At 39.6% G+C, this 18,065-nt stretch carries 10 protein-coding genes; 3 read left to right on the top strand and 7 right to left on the bottom strand.

Annotated features, from left to right (window positions below):
* Nucleotides 1-3: 3 nt before the first annotated feature.
* The 6 genes from BWD42_RS18710 to BWD42_RS18685 form a co-directional block, all read right to left on the bottom strand.
* Nucleotides 4-3,324: a SusC/RagA family TonB-linked outer membrane protein gene (locus BWD42_RS18710; protein WP_077437937.1), complete on the bottom strand. Its 3,321-nt coding sequence runs from the start codon at nt 3,322-3,324 to the stop codon at nt 4-6.
* Nucleotides 3,325-3,348: 24 nt separating this feature from the next.
* Nucleotides 3,349-4,512 carry an ROK family protein gene (locus tag BWD42_RS18705; RefSeq protein ID WP_077437936.1) on the bottom strand — a complete coding sequence of 388 codons (1,164 nt, stop codon included), beginning with the start codon at nt 4,510-4,512 and terminating at the stop codon, nt 3,349-3,351.
* 368 nt (nt 4,513-4,880) lie between these two features.
* Entirely contained in the window at nt 4,881-6,779 is a 1,899-nt protein-coding gene (locus tag BWD42_RS18700) for a SusD/RagB family nutrient-binding outer membrane lipoprotein (protein WP_139351211.1), read from the bottom strand.
* Between the two features lie 19 nt (nt 6,780-6,798).
* Nucleotides 6,799-9,894: a SusC/RagA family TonB-linked outer membrane protein gene (locus BWD42_RS18695; RefSeq protein ID WP_077437934.1), complete on the bottom strand. Its 3,096-nt coding sequence runs from the start codon at nt 9,892-9,894 to the stop codon at nt 6,799-6,801.
* Between the two features lie 24 nt (nt 9,895-9,918).
* Nucleotides 9,919-11,085, bottom strand: coding sequence for an ROK family protein (locus tag BWD42_RS18690; protein ID WP_175992092.1), 1,167 nt, complete (start codon nt 11,083-11,085; stop codon nt 9,919-9,921).
* A gap of 379 nt (nt 11,086-11,464) precedes the next feature.
* Nucleotides 11,465-12,628 (bottom strand): ROK family transcriptional regulator, encoded by a 1,164-nt coding sequence (locus BWD42_RS18685; protein WP_077437932.1) that lies wholly within the window; start codon nt 12,626-12,628, stop codon nt 11,465-11,467.
* Between the two features lie 223 nt (nt 12,629-12,851).
* On the opposite strand from BWD42_RS18685, the gene BWD42_RS18680 reads away from it, so the two are divergent.
* Entirely contained in the window at nt 12,852-14,066 is a 1,215-nt protein-coding gene (locus tag BWD42_RS18680) for an acyltransferase family protein (protein WP_254846276.1), read from the top strand.
* A 102-nt stretch (nt 14,067-14,168) separates the two neighbouring features.
* Nucleotides 14,169-14,447 (top strand): 30S ribosomal protein S15, encoded by a 279-nt coding sequence (gene rpsO, locus BWD42_RS18675; RefSeq protein ID WP_077437930.1) that lies wholly within the window; start codon nt 14,169-14,171, stop codon nt 14,445-14,447.
* Nucleotides 14,448-14,547: 100 nt separating this feature from the next.
* Here the strand turns inward: rpsO and BWD42_RS18670 are convergent, their stop codons facing one another.
* Nucleotides 14,548-15,207: a DUF6266 family protein gene (locus BWD42_RS18670; RefSeq protein WP_077437929.1), complete on the bottom strand. Its 660-nt coding sequence runs from the start codon at nt 15,205-15,207 to the stop codon at nt 14,548-14,550.
* Nucleotides 15,208-15,831: 624 nt separating this feature from the next.
* Here BWD42_RS18670 and pnp point away from each other — a divergent pair.
* Nucleotides 15,832-18,018 (top strand): polyribonucleotide nucleotidyltransferase, encoded by a 2,187-nt coding sequence (gene pnp / locus BWD42_RS18665; RefSeq protein WP_077437928.1) that lies wholly within the window; start codon nt 15,832-15,834, stop codon nt 18,016-18,018.
* Nucleotides 18,019-18,065 lie beyond the last annotated feature (47 nt).

Below are 18,065 nucleotides of genomic sequence, written 5' to 3'. Positions count from 1 at the left end.
ATTCTAAAAACTTGCACGTAACATTAAACCATAAGTTCTTGTTGCTGGACCTGAACCAGCATTTGTAATTTGTTGCGACCAGTGTGATCCTCCTGTCATTTGTTCAGGATCTAAGTGTTTCGCGGTTCTGTAAATAAAGAATAAATTCCTTCCAAAAGCTGATAGACTCAAGTTCTTAGCTCTCAATTTACGGGCTATTTCATTCGGTAACCGATAAGCTAAGGAAAGTTCACGCATTTTGATGTAGTTATTTTTTTCTACATACAATTCATAGCGTGAATCGCTTGCATACTGGGGTCCACCCCAATTGTATGTTGAATTAAAATAGGTCGCTTGAGAAATAATGTTTGTGTTTTTAGTACCATCAAGTAGTACTCCATCCATTAGCATCCCATCGTGGTAGACTGTTTCTCCATTGGGGCCTGTGCTGGCATTCGTTGCGATACCTTTATCATTCACTATGTAGTAGCTTAATCCTCCATGTTCAGCATCCATACCTTCCAATGTTTCTTCTAACAAACCTCTACTTTTCATCCAATTTATCCCTGTTGGCATAATGTGGCCTCCCCAACGGAAGTCAATAAGGGCATCCAATGTGAAATTTTTATAGCTAAAAGAGTTGATAAATCCACCTGTCATTTTTGGCATCGCATTACCTACCTTTTTGTAGGTTGTATTGTCTAGGGCATAGATACCATTATCATTGACAATGTTTCTTCCTTGTTCATCTGTAGCTAAAGGACGAGCGTAAATATTACCTAGCGGTTGACCGACTTCGGAGATAATTTTAGCTGCGTCGCCGTCAATAAATCGGTGTTCTAATACAGATGCTCCTCCGGCTAATTTTTCTACTTTATTTCTATTGAAAGCGAAATTTAAAGTGGAATTCCATCTAAACGATTCGGTTTGTACCGGCACCCCATTTATCGCAAATTCCCAGCCTTTATTTCTAAGTGTACCCACATTGGCTAGAATGGAACTTGCACCTGTTGTCATTGGCAAGGAGAAATCTAAGATTTGATCTCTGATCTGGCCATTATAATAAGTAAGATCTACTCCGAGTCTGCCCTTTAACATTCTCGCCTCTAAACCAAACTCAATTTCATGTTTGGTCTCAGGTTTAATAAGTTCATTTCCGAAACTAGAGGTTGGAACTTGGGTATAGATAACCGAACCATATCCTTGATTTCCAAGAGGGGTTTGACCGACAGCAATCGCACTTTTAAATATGTCTGGATAGTTACCTACTATACCCCACGATCCCCTTAGTTTTGCATAGTTAAAAAATTCCGGAAGTTTAAAAGCCTCAGATAAGATTAAACTAGAATTGACAGAAGGATAATATAAGACATTATTATCAGGATGCATTTGAGAAATACGCTCTCTTCGTAATGTACCTTCTACGAACCAATAATCTTTATAATTAAAATTTAATGTTCCGAAAAGGGCATCACGCAGAGACCAGCGTCTAGATTGGCTACCTGATGGAAGGTCGACCGATGCTTTGATGTCATACCAATCACGTACAGATAATCCATTTAGCGTTGATGCTGTTGAAGCAAGGTCTTGATATTTGGTTGCTGTATAACCTATATTTGCCCCTAATTTAATGTCAGATGTTACTTTTTTATTATATGAAGCTAATAAATCCCCGTAATAGATATTTTGGTTTTGGCTTTTGTAGGAATAGCCTGACTCCCTATCAAATCCAAACACTAATGGAAATCTCAGCGGACTTTTATCCTCAATTCTAGTAGAAGTCAAATCGGCAGAAACCCTTGCGCGGAACGATAAATCATCTGTGATTTGATAGGTATTCGTAAACGAACCAATTAACCGATTTGAATATTCATCATTCTTTTTTGCTTTTGTGTTCCAAAAATAATCTAAGATATCTGTTTTATAACCATTGTGTCTTATATTTTCATTTGGAGTCAGACTTTGATCAGAGTTGACGGCATATTTATAGCCCAAGCTGGTTTGATATCTATCTAGATACCAATCTGGATTATCAAAGGTTGAAATCATCCCGGTGAAATTGTTGATCAACCGGTCGGTCATAAAGGGACGATTATGGGTATGTTGGTTTATATAGTTTACGACTACATCTGTTGTTAGCTTATTCCATAACTTAAAGGTTGAATTTAAATTGGCAACGTTTTTTTTGTTGTAAGAATCAAATGCTGTCATTTCGTTATCCTGACGTGTTAGTGAAAAACGCACATTTGAATTTTCGGTTGTATGGCCTAGAGCAAAGTTAAAAGATGTGTTCGTTGGATTGTTGAACAACTTTGAATAGGAATTTTGAGCCTCATAAGGTCTAACTTTTCCATCCCAAGTAACGGTAGGTAAACCGTCAAATTTGGGTCCAAAATTTACAGTAGCTTGCAAAACACCTCTATTTACTCCATCAACTGCACGGTCAGCTCCATAGTAGAAAAACATGTCGTCTGCCTGTCCTCCCTCTGAATAAGCTTTGCTATAACCAGGACCCCGTACGTTTTGAAATCTTGGTAGATAAGCCACCTGATCATGCGTGTAATTAGCATTGAAGTCAATAGAAAATCCTTTGCCGCCTTTTCCTGATTTCGTTGTAACCAATACAACACCATTCATCGCTTCAGAACCATACAGTGCAGCAGCAGATGCTCCCTTCAGTACAGAGATGGATTCAATGTCCTCTGGATTTAAATCCTCCAAACCATTTCCCCTTGCACGCTGATCTCCCCAATAGTCAGAGTTGTTAAAGTTATTTTGGCGCATCGGTACCCCGTCGATAATAACTAATGGCTGAGAGTTCCCGGTAATAGAGTTTATACCACGGACGTTAATATTTATACCCGAAGTAGCGCCGCCCGGTGCAGCCGAGATACGAACACCTGGTGCTTTACCATACAATGCCCCCGCAAAGTTTGGAGAACCAGTTTTTGTTAGCTCTTTCGAGTCAACGGTGCTCATGGCATAACCCAGCTCTTTGGGAGCTCTTTTAATCCCCATGGCTGTTACCACTACCTCCTCTAGATTGGAGGCATCTTCAGTCAGTTTAATGTTAATTGTTTTTGTTGATCCAACTACAATCTCTTGAGACTTATATCCGACCATGGATATGCGTAGGGTTTCGCCTTGTGCGGCTTGGATTGTAAATGACCCATTGGCGCCTGTTTGCGTACCTCTAGTTGTTCCCTTTACAGAAACGGTAGCACCAGAGATAGGTCCATTAGCATCTGAAACTATTCCAGAAATGCTTTGCTGCGCGAAGAGTGATGTAGCACTGAAAAGTGTACATAACGCCAATCCTGCAGTTTTTTTGTAAAATAGACTCATGTTTTAGGTGTTTGTGTAAAAACGTTAGTTAATTATGTTGGTAATGTATTTTTCTATGACTAAGGCCGTTGTTCCAATCTGTTGTGCCTTTTTGTGTAGACTGGAAATACTTAATGTTGTCTTTTTGGCTATTTTGGGAATGCTGTATTCGTTTATTGCTACTTGGATGTGAGGAGCTAAAATATGCCCGATTTCGGCGCCTCTACCACTGATGATAATTTTGCTCGGATTTAGAATGTGAATTAATGTTGATATTCCTTTACCGAGTAGATACCCTATTTTTCCGATATTATTAATTGCTACCTGGTCGCCGATTTGCACAGCTTCTATTAATGCCTCGATTTTGTTGACATATTCCCCAGCAAGTTTTTCATAAATTGAATACTCCCCATTTTTTATATCCCGTTCGATATTCCGGACCGCAGCACTAATGGATGCTTCGACTTCTAAACAGCCTCTTTTACCACAGGAACATAAAGTCAGCGTTTCTGAAAGTGGAATATGGCTAAATTCGCCAGCATAGCCTGATGTGCCTTTGAATATATCATCGTTTATTAAAATTCCTAACCCTACACCCCAATTTAGATTGATCACCAATGAATGAGACGAATCCTGAGCACTGCCAAATTTTTTCTCCGCCCAGGCAACACAACGTGAATCATTGTCGATAATCGTTGGAAGATGAAATTTCTTTTCTATCAACTCTCTAATATTGTATAAGGAGGAATCTTCGTTATAAGATTCGTTGAGACCTGTATCCGTATCGACGAAACCGGGCATGCTGACGCCAATACCAATCACCTGTTTTAGATCGATCTGGTTACTGTTAATGAAAATGTTTAGAGCTTCTAATATGGCATCGGTCGCTTTTCTGTCACTAAGATCAATTGGAATATTGTTTTTGGAAGAAATTATTTCGGCTTTCAGGTTAGTTAAAGATATGGACGTGTAAAATTGATCGATGGCAATGCTGATAATACTGTGCTTCAACTCTTCATTGAGCATATATTGTATAGCCTTTCTTCCACCCGTAGATGCGGCATAACCTTTCTCTACGATGACATTTTTAGTCATGAGGTCATTCATCTGTTTGGTAACAGATGGAATGCTTCGGCGCAAAGAATTTGCAATATCTGCAATCGGTTGCATTGGCTTGTAATACAACATTCTTAAAATCTCGACGATCATATTTGGTTAAATTGTGTTCGTAGTATTGTGTTCTCTTAAGTTTAATAATGACTTACATTTTAATCAATTTAAGCCAATCTGGTTTTTCATAGTATATGCTTAAAAAATACCGAATCCCTCGGTTTTCTATAAGCTTGATATGTTAAAGATATATACTATTTATGTTAAGTTCAAAATTCTTTTTAAAATTTTTAAAAAGAATTTTGAACTTAACGGTTTTTATAGCTAAAAACCCTGTTCTTTATTGTTTTGAGGAGGCTTTAAACAGAAGGATTGTAACAAAAACTATACGAAAAGGTTTTCGTTGCTTGATAAACAAAAAAGCCGGCTATAAGCCGGCTTAATTATAATTCATTGGGTGAAAAAACTTATTTCTGTTTTGCCCACCACAGTGGAGTCAATACTTTATCCACACCACCTAATAATGATACCGCATTTTGGTATTCAGCAGGATCAGTATCCCTAAATGACGATGGGAATGCTAATCGTTGTGGAAAGAATCTGATGCTGCTTGTCATAAAGTTTGCTGATGTAAGATCAGGCAAGTTTGGTAAAGCATTTTCAATTGCAGGATTTTCATAGAAAGGTAAACCCAATCTTCTTTGATCATTCCAGGATTCCAATGGTAACCAAGGTAAATTGGCAATGAATTTTTGAGTAATGATCTTCGTCAATAAATCATTGCGTACTGTACCATTTTTGTAAAGTGAATTGACAGGATATTTAATGCTTACTGTACCGGCAGCATTGGTATAGCCATCAATGTAATCCATGGTATGTGCATCACCTGGTTCTGCTATATGTGTGAAACTAACCGAAGTACCTACTCTGTTATAATCAGTCGAGCTTAGGTATTCGGAAGCAAACTGACCTACGCCCCAGTAATCGAAATTGGCTCTGACACCATTCTCATAGGCTTCCTGCGCAGATGTCCTTGTCATCCATCCTTTTAGCGATGCTTCGGCTAATAGGAAATAGGTCTCCCAGTTGGCAAAGAAAATACGGCTATTTGTACTTCTTCTGAACTGAACTGCAAGCGCCGGAACTTTACCCACCAATGTGCTTCTCAACCGGTTATTTGTTCCTTTTGCTGCCCAGTCACCTAATGAAAATGCATTCCAGGTATATTTGGTATTGACAGCAATTTTCGTACTGCCATTTACTAAGGTGTCTACAGTTTTTTTAGAGTCGTCACCATTGTCGAAGAAGTTGCGGTTGTTAAAATCTCCCGGAATAAAGAAGGCCTTCAACGCACGAGGGTCAATTTTATTTGGCAGACCATCCAGCCAATAACCTGCGGAAGGATCATTGGTCATACTGGTAAAATGGTTACTGTAGCGCTTACCAATGTAGTTTTCGGCTTTGATCGAAGATTTCAACTCATCAGCAACCTGCTTTTCTGTTTGAATACCCCCCAACCCAAGATAAAGGTTGTTTAATGTAGCTGAAAGTGCCTGATAATTCCAGCTGCGGCTCATAACGCCAGTCAATGGATCCCAACCGTCTTTCTCTGCAACTGTGAAATTGTCCGCCGTATTGCTGATGTACTTATTAGTAGCAACAGCAGCCTCGAATTCAGATTTTGCTTTGTTTGCATCAACCTCAGATAGGCGCATCGCCAGACGCATCCGCATTGAGTTGGCATATTTGATCCACTTCTCGTCATTAAAACCATACGCACGGTCAAACTTGACAACATCGTCAGGAACCTTTATGCCGGGTTTTATTTTGGAAGTCGCATCTTTAAGTTCCTCGAAAAGATAGTAGTAAACATCTTTGACTGAACTGTATTTTGGGTTAACGCCTTCTGCGAAAGCTATAGGAGTAGGGCCAAAATTATCGGTTACCTCACTGATCAGGTATGCTCTCCAGATACGTGAAATCTGTAGTAAATTATTGGTATATTCTTTTGCTGTACCGGCATTGATTTCATTGGTGGCAATCTCAATTCCTTTAGTCGCATTTTTGATCCATTCAGCTGAATATCTATAATATTCTTTGGACCAATCATCATTTACTGTCCCCGTTGCAAGACCATTGGTCATATGCTGTCTTCCGGTTGTTTTCCAGTCGAGCACAAAGATACGCTCAGCGATATTGGGATCTTGTTGTGCGCCAGTAAGTGAGTTGTTAAAAAAGAATTCGATTTTGACTTGTTCGTCGTTAGCTTTATAGGGATTGACGTTCATCTCATCGAATTTAGAGCATGAGCTGATTACTCCTCCCAAAAGAACTGCGAAACCTATTTTTGATATGATATTTTTCATGATTTATCGTTTTTGTTGATTAGAAGCCTAAAGTGACATTAAGGAAGAAAGATCTGGATGTTGGTGTAGAGAAGTTCTCAAAGCCTGTCGCATTGGAGTTGATCGCAAATACAGATTCTGGATCTACACCATTGGCATAGCTTTTAATCATCCAAAGATTATTTCCTGTCAAGCTGACTTTGGCACGTTGTACGATGCTGTTTCCAAGAATGCTTTTTGGAAAATTATAACTTAATGTCACATTTCTCAAACGGATATTGGTGGCATCATATACGTTTTGTTCCGTAATACCATAGTTTCCTGACGTGGAAGTCACTTGCGTCCAATATAATTGTTGCGTGGTTTGCACGGTATTTTTTGTGTAAGATCCATTGGAGGCAATCACGCCATCTACTACAAATGGATTGCGTTCGCCATTTGGAGCTGTGACTGCAGCACTACCATTTGCCTGTAGATTGAGATTTGTTCCAGAGAAAAATTCACCGCCAAATCTTCCGTCTACCTGGAAGCTTAAACCAAAGTTTTTGTAAGCAAAATTATTGTTCCAGCCTACCAATGCTTTAGGAGCTTGGTTTCCAAGTTTGTGAAGACCGCTTGCCGCCTGTGGTAATCCGCTGCCGTTTAAGATCAATTGACCGTTAAATTCGCTGTTCGGATCCTCAACTCTTAAGAATTTGGTGCCATAAATATCGCCGTACAATCCACCTTCAAGGGCACGGATCGAAACATTGTCATAAGAGCCCAACGGATACATATCTACCCCTTCGGCAAGACTGATGATCTTATTTCTGTTTCTTGAAAAATTCAGGCTGGAATTCCATGTTAACTGATCTTTATTTGTCAATATTCTTCCGTCCAATACGATTTCAAAACCCGAGTTTTGGATATTTCCGGCATTGATTTTTTCATATTCATAACCACTGTAAGGGTTCATTGGAAGATCGATCAGCTGGTTGGTCGCGTTGGTTTTATACCAGGCAAAATCCAAACCTAATCGGCTGTTGAATAAACGGGTGTCGAAACCAAACTCGATGGTTTTGATAAGTTCGCTCAGAATGCTCGGGCTATATTTGGTATTTCCCATTCCAGCAGTCGTGTTCCCATTTGGATCTTTTCCGATGTTATAAACATTGTACAATTGGAAGGATGGAAGATCATTACCAACTTCAGCATAAGACCCTCTTAATTTCGCAAATGATAACCAGCTCGGTAATGAACCTCCCGTTTTGTTAATCATATCCGAAATTACCCACGACCCACTTACTGAAGGGTAGAAGAATGATCTATTGTCTAGTCCTAAAGCAGATGACCAGTCATTTCTTCCGGTCACGTTAAAGAATAAATAATTATCATAATTGATCTCAGCTGTGGCATACAGTGAGTTGATTTGTTTTTGTAACAAACTTTGTTCAATTGTTGGGAATGACTTACTGTTATTGATGTAAAACAGATTTGGTACTTGTAGTTCGCCTGTACTTGCATCTATCCCAGTTGATCTTGTCTTCATAATTTGTCCGAATACGGAAGCAGATCCACCCCATTTTCCGATTAAATTATCTTTACGGGCGTTTAACGCAACAGTGAAGTTATTTTCAAAGAATGTGTTTTTACCCACGCCATAACTACCACCTGTAATCAATGGGCTACCACCATACGTTTTGTTTTCATAATTGGTTGTATACTGATCACGGCCAAATCTTGCTTCCGCATCTAACCAGTCATTGAATTTGTATTTGATATTACCATTCATGATAAAACGATCACGAATATCATTGTTCAGACGGTATTTTTCCAACCAATAAGGGTTCATCGTTTTATTCTCACTTGTTCCATACCAAGCCATATCACCGACTGCATTCAATGGATTTTTGAAATCAAGGATATTCATGGAACGAGGCATGGTAAACAATGTGCTATACACATTCGAATTATTTTGGCCAGAGATAGGTCTGTTTTTGGCGTTCATATTCATGTACTGCACCTTGACATCAGTGGTCCAGCGTTTATCAGGGCCAAATGATGAGGTAACCTTAGTCATCAAATTGATTCTTTCTAAGGAAGAACCAGGAATCTTGCTTTGGTCATTTAAATAAGTTGCGGAAGAATAGATGTTGGTCTCGCCCAGCTGTTGTTGAAAAGCAAGGTTTTGTGTATGATTAACCCCCGTATTGAAGTATGCGCCAATATTGTCATATACCTTGCTTACTTTATCGCCCCAGCTCGTTGTACTTATTGGATTATAAACACCGTCTTTTCCTTGTCCATAGCTATTTTGCAGATTCGGTGTCATGAAGATCGTTTCAAGACCGATTGTTGAAGAGTAAGTGATACCTGCGCCTTTTTGAGCTTTACCTGATTTGGTCGTGATCACGATGGCACCATTACCAGCTCTTGATCCGTATAATGCGGATGCTGCACCGCCTTTAAGTACAGACATGCTTTCGATATCATCTGGGTTGATGTCACCTAAACCACCACCCATATCCGTAGCGGGGTTCCACATATCGTTATTTTTATCACCATTTCCTTTCATACCACCAAGGAAATTGTTCATCGGCACACCGTCAACGATGATTAATGGTTGATTATCTCCTGTAAGTGAGTTGTTACCACGAAGTGTGATCTTCGTCGAAGATGCTGGACCTGCCGAACCTTTTATTACCTGAAGTCCGGAAACTTTACCGACCAATGCATTCGCAACATTAGTTTCTTTGGCATCTGTCAATTGTTCGGATTTAACTTCCTGAAAAGAATAACCCAATGTTTTCTTCTCCCTTTTTATACCCATGGCTGTCACGACGACCTCTCCTAATGTTGAGGCATCTGAGATTAATGTAACATTAATCGTTTTAGTTGAACCAACCACGATTTCTTGGGCTTTGTATCCGACGATTGATACACGGATGGTTTCACCTGGAGCTGCATCAATGCTAAATGATCCACTGGCGTTTGTCTGTGTCGCTTTTGTAGTTCCTTTGACTGCTACAGTGGCTCCTGAAATAGGCCCTTTGTCATCGGATACCTTACCTGTAATTGTTTGTTGCGCATAGAGGGCTGAAGCACTAAATATTGTGCCCAATGCTAACCCCGCTGCTTTTTTGTAAAATAGACTCATTTTTTAGGTAATTAAGTAAAGAGTTTAATTCGTTAAAATGCGATTGATATAATGTTCGACAACTAATGCAGCTGTCCCTTTTTGTTGTGCAGTTTTATGTAGCCCTGAAATTTCTATTTCAGTCATTTTGGCTATTCTGGGAATACTGAATTCATTGATAGCGTTTTGGATTTGTGGGCCTAAAATATGTCCAATCTCCGCTCCTCGGCCACTGATAACAACCTTATTTGGATTGAGGATGTGAAGCAAGGTCGATATCCCTTTCCCGATCATAAAACCGATCTTCCCAATATTATAGATAACCAATTGGTCTCCTATTTTTGCGGCCTCGATGAGGGCATTATTTTTGTTGCTCATGGTTTTTATAAGCGTGCTATAGATGGAATACTCTCCCTGTTGGATTGCCAATTCTGTTTGCTCTATTGCGGATTTTAAAGATGCCTCCACTTCAAGACAGCCCCTTTTTCCACAGGAACATAAACTGTTGGTGTTAGAGAGCGGAATGTGACTAAACTCGCCAGCAAAACCCGTAGCGCCGGTAAAAATTTCACCATTAATGATAATTCCCAAGCCTACTCCCCAATTCAGATTAATGACCAGCGTATGTGTGCTGTCTACGCCACTTCCGAATTCTTTTTCAGCCCAGGCAACACAGTGGGAATCATTATCAATTATTGTGGGTATATTCAGCTTCTTTTCAATGTTGTGCTTAAGATGATGAAGTGGATTGTTATCGGCAAATGAATCATTGACTCCAAGGCTGGCGTTGACAAAGCCCGGCATGCTGATTCCTATTCCTATAATTTTGCTGCTTTTTAATTTATGAGCATTAATAAACTTTCTGATGTGCTCAACTATATCATTTCCAGTAGATTCGTCTCTTAGGTCGAGCCTGATATCCACTGTTTCAGCTAAAACTTCCTGTTTCAGGTTGCTCAGATGAATGGATGTATAGAACTGGTCTACGGACACACTAATAATGAGTTGGTCAGCATGATCATTTAAAGCATATAACGCTGCCCTTCTGCCTCCGGTGGAGGCGGCCAAACCTTTGTCTACAATAACATGTTGTTCTAATAGCTCATTAATTGCTTTTGTAACAATAGGCGTGCTTTTTGCCAGGCTTTTAGAAAGTCCAGCAATAGACAGCTCCTTTAAATAGTAAAGATATACAAGGATTTTCTCCTTCAATTCCATGCTGTTATGTGGGGATGCGTTAGTGTTTTCCCATTTAGTGATCGCTAAAGATATGTTATATTTGTGTTAAGTGGAAATACCTTTTTATTTTTTTTTAAAAAGTAGCCTTTAGAACTGGTTATATTTTATTTTGTTGACCTGTAAATAAAAAACGCTCTCATAATTGGAGCGTTTTTTAGGAACCTGTATAGACCCTTATTTTGTTGATGGTACTTTTGACGCTGGATGATTTGATTTTAAATCTAAACATCCTCGTACAATCTTTTATCAGACGATGCTCGATCGAGATAGCAAGCTACAGGGTGAGTTGTAGCTGGATTGATATTAATCTGATAATCAGTGTAGCTGTATATGTGAATAGCAGTTTTCCTAACTAATGGATAATATTATCGATCAGATGTTCCGCCACTAAGGCGGCGGTCCCCATTTGCTGTGCGTCTCTGTGAAGTTCAGAAATTTCTATTTTGGTCATTTTTGCGATTTTGGGAATGCTAAACTCGTTGATTGCGACCTGGATCTGTGGGGCGATAATATCACCCACTTCCGCTCCACGTCCGCTAATGATTATTTTGTTCGGATTGAGGATATGCAGTAGGGTTGAAATACCTTTTCCGAGCATGTAGCCAATTTTTCCAAGGTTATTAATCGCAATTTGATCACCCAACTTCGCTGCTTCAATTAATGTATCCGCTTTATTTGTATTTATTTTAGCAAAGGTGGAGTAAATCGAATATTCACCATTTTGGATATCTGATTCGGTATTTTGTATGGCGGCATTTAAGGATGCTTCGACTTCCAAACAGCCTCTCTTGCCACATGAGCACAAGGTGGTTTTATCGGACAAGGGAATGTGGCTAAACTCACCTGCAAAACCTGTTGCACCTTTAAAGATTTCACCGTTTATGATAATTCCAAGTCCAACACCCCAGTTTAAATTGATGACAAGGGTATGCGCGATATCCACCCCATGGCCAAATTCCTTTTCCGCCCAAGCAACACATCGGGAATCATTGTCAATAACTGTGGCTAACTGTAATTTTTCTTCAATTTGTTTATAGAGATGGTGGAGGGAAGAATTTTGGGGATAAGAGTCATTTATTTTCTCTTCCGGATTAACAAATCCGGGCATACTGATTCCCACACCAATAATATGTTGTTTGTCAATCTGACTTTCATGAAGAATCGTTTCAAGTGCATGGAGGATCCGTTCCCCGGCATCCTGTTCTTTTAAGTTGATGGCGATATCTTTCTGTTGTGCAACAATAGTGTGCGCTAAATTGGAAATGGTAAAGGAGCTATAATATTGATCTATAGCGACACTGACGATATAGTATGAAAGGTTACTATTGAGTCCATATTGGGCGGCACGCCGACCGCCTGTTGATTCCCCCAGGCCATGATCAAGAATAAGTTCTTGTTTCACAAGTTCATTAATTGTCTTTGTGACTATGGGCGTACTTTTTGAAAGAGATTTAGAGAGATCCGCAATGGATTGTGTCTTATTATAATATAATAATCGTAAAATGTCAGCTTTCATTGTTTAATTACCTAATAAAAGGAATTGGTCATAATTGTTAGCTAAAGATAAGTATTTTAGGTAAGTTTTAACAACTTTTTAAATAATTTTAAAAAGGAATTTTGTTAGCCCTTATTTTTATACTGTTTTTTTGCTAAAAGCTTCCTGTTTGTGCAGTGATTGATTTGATTTGGCATAAAAATGAAGTCAAAATGCCTATATTTACTAGCTAATCACTTAATTTATGATGAAACAACGTTATTATTCCTTGGATGTATTTCGCGGGGCTACTGTTGCTCTGATGATTATGGTCAATAATCCGGGCACATGGGCGCATATGTTTGCCCCGCTAAAACATGCAGCCTGGCATGGATGCTCTCCAACGGACTTGGTTTTCCCATTTTTTCTATTTGCTGTCGGAAACGCGATGTCCTTTGTCATTCCGCGATTGCAGGAGGCCGGTCCGGCGGTCTTCTGGAAAAAAGTACTTAAACGTACTGTCCTGATTTTTGCAATTGGCCTCTTTATCAACTGGTGGCCATTTATTAAATGGCAGGGAGCAGAACTGGTTTTTAAACAATGGGTAGACCCAAATGATCCAAGTCGGGGTATCCGTATCCTCGGAGTCCTACAACGTATCGCGATTGCTTATTGTTTTGCCTCCATATTAGCTTATTACTTTAAAGAGAAGGCAATTATCTGGATTTCTACCATCATATTATTACTGTATTGGGCTGTCTGTGCCCTGGCCGGAGGAACAGATCCATATAGCTTAGAAGGATGGTTTGGAACAAAATATGATATCGCTCTTTTGGGCGTGCCACATATCTATAAGGGCGAAGGAGTTCCATTTGACCCCGAGGGGCTAATGAGTACCTTACCAGCGGTGGTACAGGTTGTATTTGGTTATCTGGTAGGGGTATTTATCAAGAAACAAGGGCAGGTGGACTGGTTATGGTCCAAGGTACCGGCTTCAAACGAGCCTCATTTTAAGCTATTATCGGGTATGTTTGTAACTGGTTTTATCCTTCTTGTTTTGGCATGGATCTGGGCGCTGGGCTTTCCGATCAATAAGAAAATCTGGACAAGTTCCTACGTGCTTTACACAACCGGACTTGCGACAATGACAATCGCTGGTATGATTTGGTTTATTGAGGTGCAAGGGGTTAAAAATAAATTGACTCAATTTTTTGATGTGTTCGGCAAAAACCCTTTATTTATATTTGTACTGAGTGGAATTTTACCGCGCTTTTTGGGTTTATTCCGGATCCCGGACGGATTGGCGGAAGACGGAACTCAAAAATATATCGACGCTTTTGGCTGGTTTTATAAATACGTCTGTGCCAAAGTTCCCGGAATCCCCGAACTAGGCTCTTTTGTTTATTCCCTGTGTTTTTTGGCGCTCATGTGGGTCATCTGTTACTGGTTGGACAAGAAAAAAATCTATGTAAAAGTATAGTGAAAGTGAAGACGTTAGGAAGGAACATTTGCTGATCCAAAAAAAAATGCTACCTTTGCACGCAATTAATAAATTTTTTAACGCTTTAATATTATTCAAGAGATGTATTTAAGTAAAGAGTACAAAGCTGAAATCTTCGCAGAATTTGCTGGATCAGCGACAAACACTGGATCTACAGAAGGTCAGGTTGCTTTATTCACTAAGAGAATTGCTCACTTAACAGAGCATTTGAAAAAGAACAGAAAAGATTTCGGTACACAACGTGCCCTACAAATGTTGGTAGGTAAACGTCGTTCATTATTGGCTTATCTTTACAAAACTGATATTAACCGTTACCGTGCGATCATCAAAGCGCTAGGTTTACGTGATATCATCAAATAAGCTTTTGTACAAAGGTTTTTTAAGAAAGCCATCCAGATCTGGATGGCTTTTTTCGTTTTATTATAGCACAGCTGTATGGTTCTGCTAGCAAAAGCTGTGGTCAAACCTTTACGCTGCCCAGGTGCAGACTGTCTGTATTCCGCCCACCATAGCTCTCTACAAAAAATATATACACTTCGTAAGTAGCTTCCTTTCCATGTTTTGAAATAATAATGTCTTGTTTGCCAGCTGTTAAGCTGTTTTTTGAGTCGTTCGTCAAAAGTGGATATTCAACCCCATTACCCGCTGCATTATACAGGACTAAGAAGGAATCATAAAACCTGGTGTCAAACTTTTTCTCCAGATAGGCATCATATTCCCAAGTAACCCGTAGCGCTCGGTTTTCTTGATCGAAATCCATCGTGTAGGAAGTGATGGGGTTGGGGCTTCCTTTGGCAATCATAAATTTCTGCCAGTCAACCGTAAAATCGTCTTCTTTCTGGATAAGTGCTTCGTTCAGATTATAAGACATCGCACCATCATATGCCCGCTTTGGGTAGCTATATGCCTTAAAACCTATCTTGATGATCGGATTTAATAGACTAATATGTGACCTCACAATTTTGAAGCGGGTTCTATTGAGCAGCTGTTCAGGACTGGGGTCCCGTTTTTTAACCCGAGGGAGAGCGCGTACATAATTTCCTGTTTTCGTCAACACAAACACAACGGAACCCGCTTTCCCGGAAACAGTTCCATTAACGCCATTTTTTATTATTGCCATAACGGTCTGATTAGAAAATAGATAATTAAGATAAACATTAAAACGGAAACATCCTAATACCAACTTATCCCTAAGCACAATTTTCAATCAATTTTTAGACAGTAATTACTCATTAATTATTCAGCTCGCACTGAGTAATTACTGAGCAAGCACTGAACAAACACTGAACAAGTACTGTCGTAAGGGTAAAGTTGGTCACCATTTGATCTTAATATGCCTTCCCTAAAAATTAAAAGAAAAAAAGCGAAGGAGTCGGGGTTGATGTAACAAAAAAAACGCTGTTGTGCGGTTATTAATCCAACTTGAAGGTTCTACTTGAAATAGGGAGCTTTTTATTCGGTCAATAGCGAAGAATATTATTTTCAATCACGTACTGTTTTTTCCGCTCGTGGATAGATGGCCTCTCAACCGTTTCAAACTTCACGAACTTTTTAGGAGCAGATTTCCAAAGAATGATGGCAGATGCTTCACTTCCCCCTGGTCTAAGTATCCCCTTTGCATATTTAGCCTGCTGTTAATTGCATTAATCTTAATATTTTAATTTACCTTTGTGCTGAAATCTAACGTATTTAAAATATCGGCACGCTGCCAACAAGATGAAAAGCGTGTCAAAAACAAGATTAAATGAATTACAACGAAATTAAAACGACCATCGATATGGGTAATGGCACCCAGATCGAATTGTCTACAGGGAAATTGGCAAAACAGGCTGATGGTGCTGTAGTGTTAAAACAAGGTGATACGATGTTGCTAGCAACTGTCGTTTCTGCCAAAGAAGCTAAATCTGGTGTTGATTTTTTACCACTTTCAGTAGATTATCAAGAGAAATATGCGGCTACAGGTCGTATCCCAGGTGGTTTCTTACGCCGTGAGGCTAGATTATCAGACTATGAGGTATTGATTTCCCGTTTGGTAGATCGTGCATTACGTCCTTTATTCCCTGAAAACTATCACGCAGATACACAAGTTCAGATTAGCTTGATTTCTGCAGATAAAGATATTATGCCTGACGCTTTAGCGGGTTTGGCGGCTTCTGCAGCAATCGCAGTATCTGATATTCCTTTCAATGGTCCTATTTCAGAGGTTCGTGTAGCGAAGATTGACGGTCAATTGGTGATCAATCCAAAATTATCTGAACTGGAAAACGCCTCTTTAGAATTTATTGTTGCCGGCTCTGCACAAGATATCGGTATGGTTGAGGGTGAAGCCAAAGAAATTTCCGAAGCTGAAATGGTAGAAGCAATTGCTTTTGCTCATGAAGCGATCAAAAAACAAATCGCAGCACAGGTTGAATTGGCGAATCTAGTCGGTAAAACTGTAAAACGCGAATATAACCACGAGCCTGAAAACCTTGAATTGAGAGATTCAATTTTTGCAGCTACGTATGATAAAGTTTACGCTATCGCAAAATCTGCTTCAGCGAAACATGAGCGTTCTGAAAATTTTGCGAAGATTGCAGAAGAATATAGAGCAACAATGCCTGAGGAATTGGATGATGATACAGCATTCTTGTTTAAAAAATATTTCCACGATGTTCAGTACGATGCTGTCCGTAACCTTGTCCTGGACGAAGGAATTCGTTTGGATGGCCGTGACGTTCGTACAGTGCGTCCAATCTGGTCAGAAGTAGATTACTTACCTGCTGCACACGGTTCAGCTGTATTTACACGTGGTGAAACACAGTCATTGACTTCAGTTACTTTAGGTGCTAAAGACGATGAACAAATGATCGATGGTGCTTTTATCAACGGTTATAACAAATTTATCCTTCACTACAACTTCCCTGCATTCTCTACAGGTGAAGTCAGACCAAACAGAGGTCCAGGCCGTCGTGAAGTTGGTCATGGTAACTTGGCCATGCGTTCATTGAAACAAGTATTACCTGCAGATAATGAAAACCCGTATACAATCCGTGTGGTTTCTGATATTTTGGAATCCAATGGTTCTTCGTCTATGGCGACGGTATGTGCCGGTACATTGGCTCTTTTGGATGCTGGTGTGAAATTGAAAGCTCCTGTATCTGGTATCGCAATGGGATTGATCTCCGATGAGAAAACCGGTAAATATGCAATTTTATCGGATATCTTAGGTGATGAAGATCACTTAGGTGACATGGACTTTAAAGTGACAGGTACTGAAAAAGGTATTGTTGCTTGTCAGATGGACTTAAAAATCAATGGTTTGAAATGGGAAGTGTTGACCCAGGCTTTGGATCAAGCAAAAGAAGCTCGTTTACACATCTTAGGTGAAATGAAGAAAACTATTTCTGCTCCACGTGAAGACTACAAACCACATGCACCTCGTATTGTTCAGTTATTGATCGATAAAGAATTTATCGGTGCTGTAATCGGCCCAGGTGGTAAGATCATCCAAGAAATGCAACGTGAGACTGGTGCAACAATCTCTATCGAGGAGGTTGATAACAAGGGTGTCGTACAGGTGTTTGCGGATAATAAAGCAGCAATTGATGATGCGGTAGGCCGTATCAAAGCGATTGCATCTAAACCTGAGATCGGTGAAACTTACGAAGGTAAAGTAAAATCAATTATGCCGTTTGGTGCATTTGTTGAGATTATGCCGGGTAAAGATGGTTTGTTGCACATCTCTGAAATTGACTGGAAACGACTTGAAACAATGGACGGAATCTTCAAGGAAGGTGATAAAGTAACGGTTAAATTATTGGATATTGACAAACAAGGTAAAATGAAACTTTCACGTAAAGCTTTATTGCCTCGTCCTCCAAAAGAAGATAAACCAAAACAAGATAAGCCGAACGGCGAAGCTCCCGTAGCTGGTGCCGGTCAGGAATAAACTTATATTGAATTTACTATAAAAAAGCCCGCTAAATAGCGGGCTTT

Origin of the sequence: Sphingobacterium sp. CZ-UAM, assembly GCF_002000245.1 — a bacterium.
Lineage (GTDB): Bacteria > Bacteroidota > Bacteroidia > Sphingobacteriales > Sphingobacteriaceae > Sphingobacterium.
This window is presented reverse-complemented; position numbering and strand designations above follow the sequence as displayed.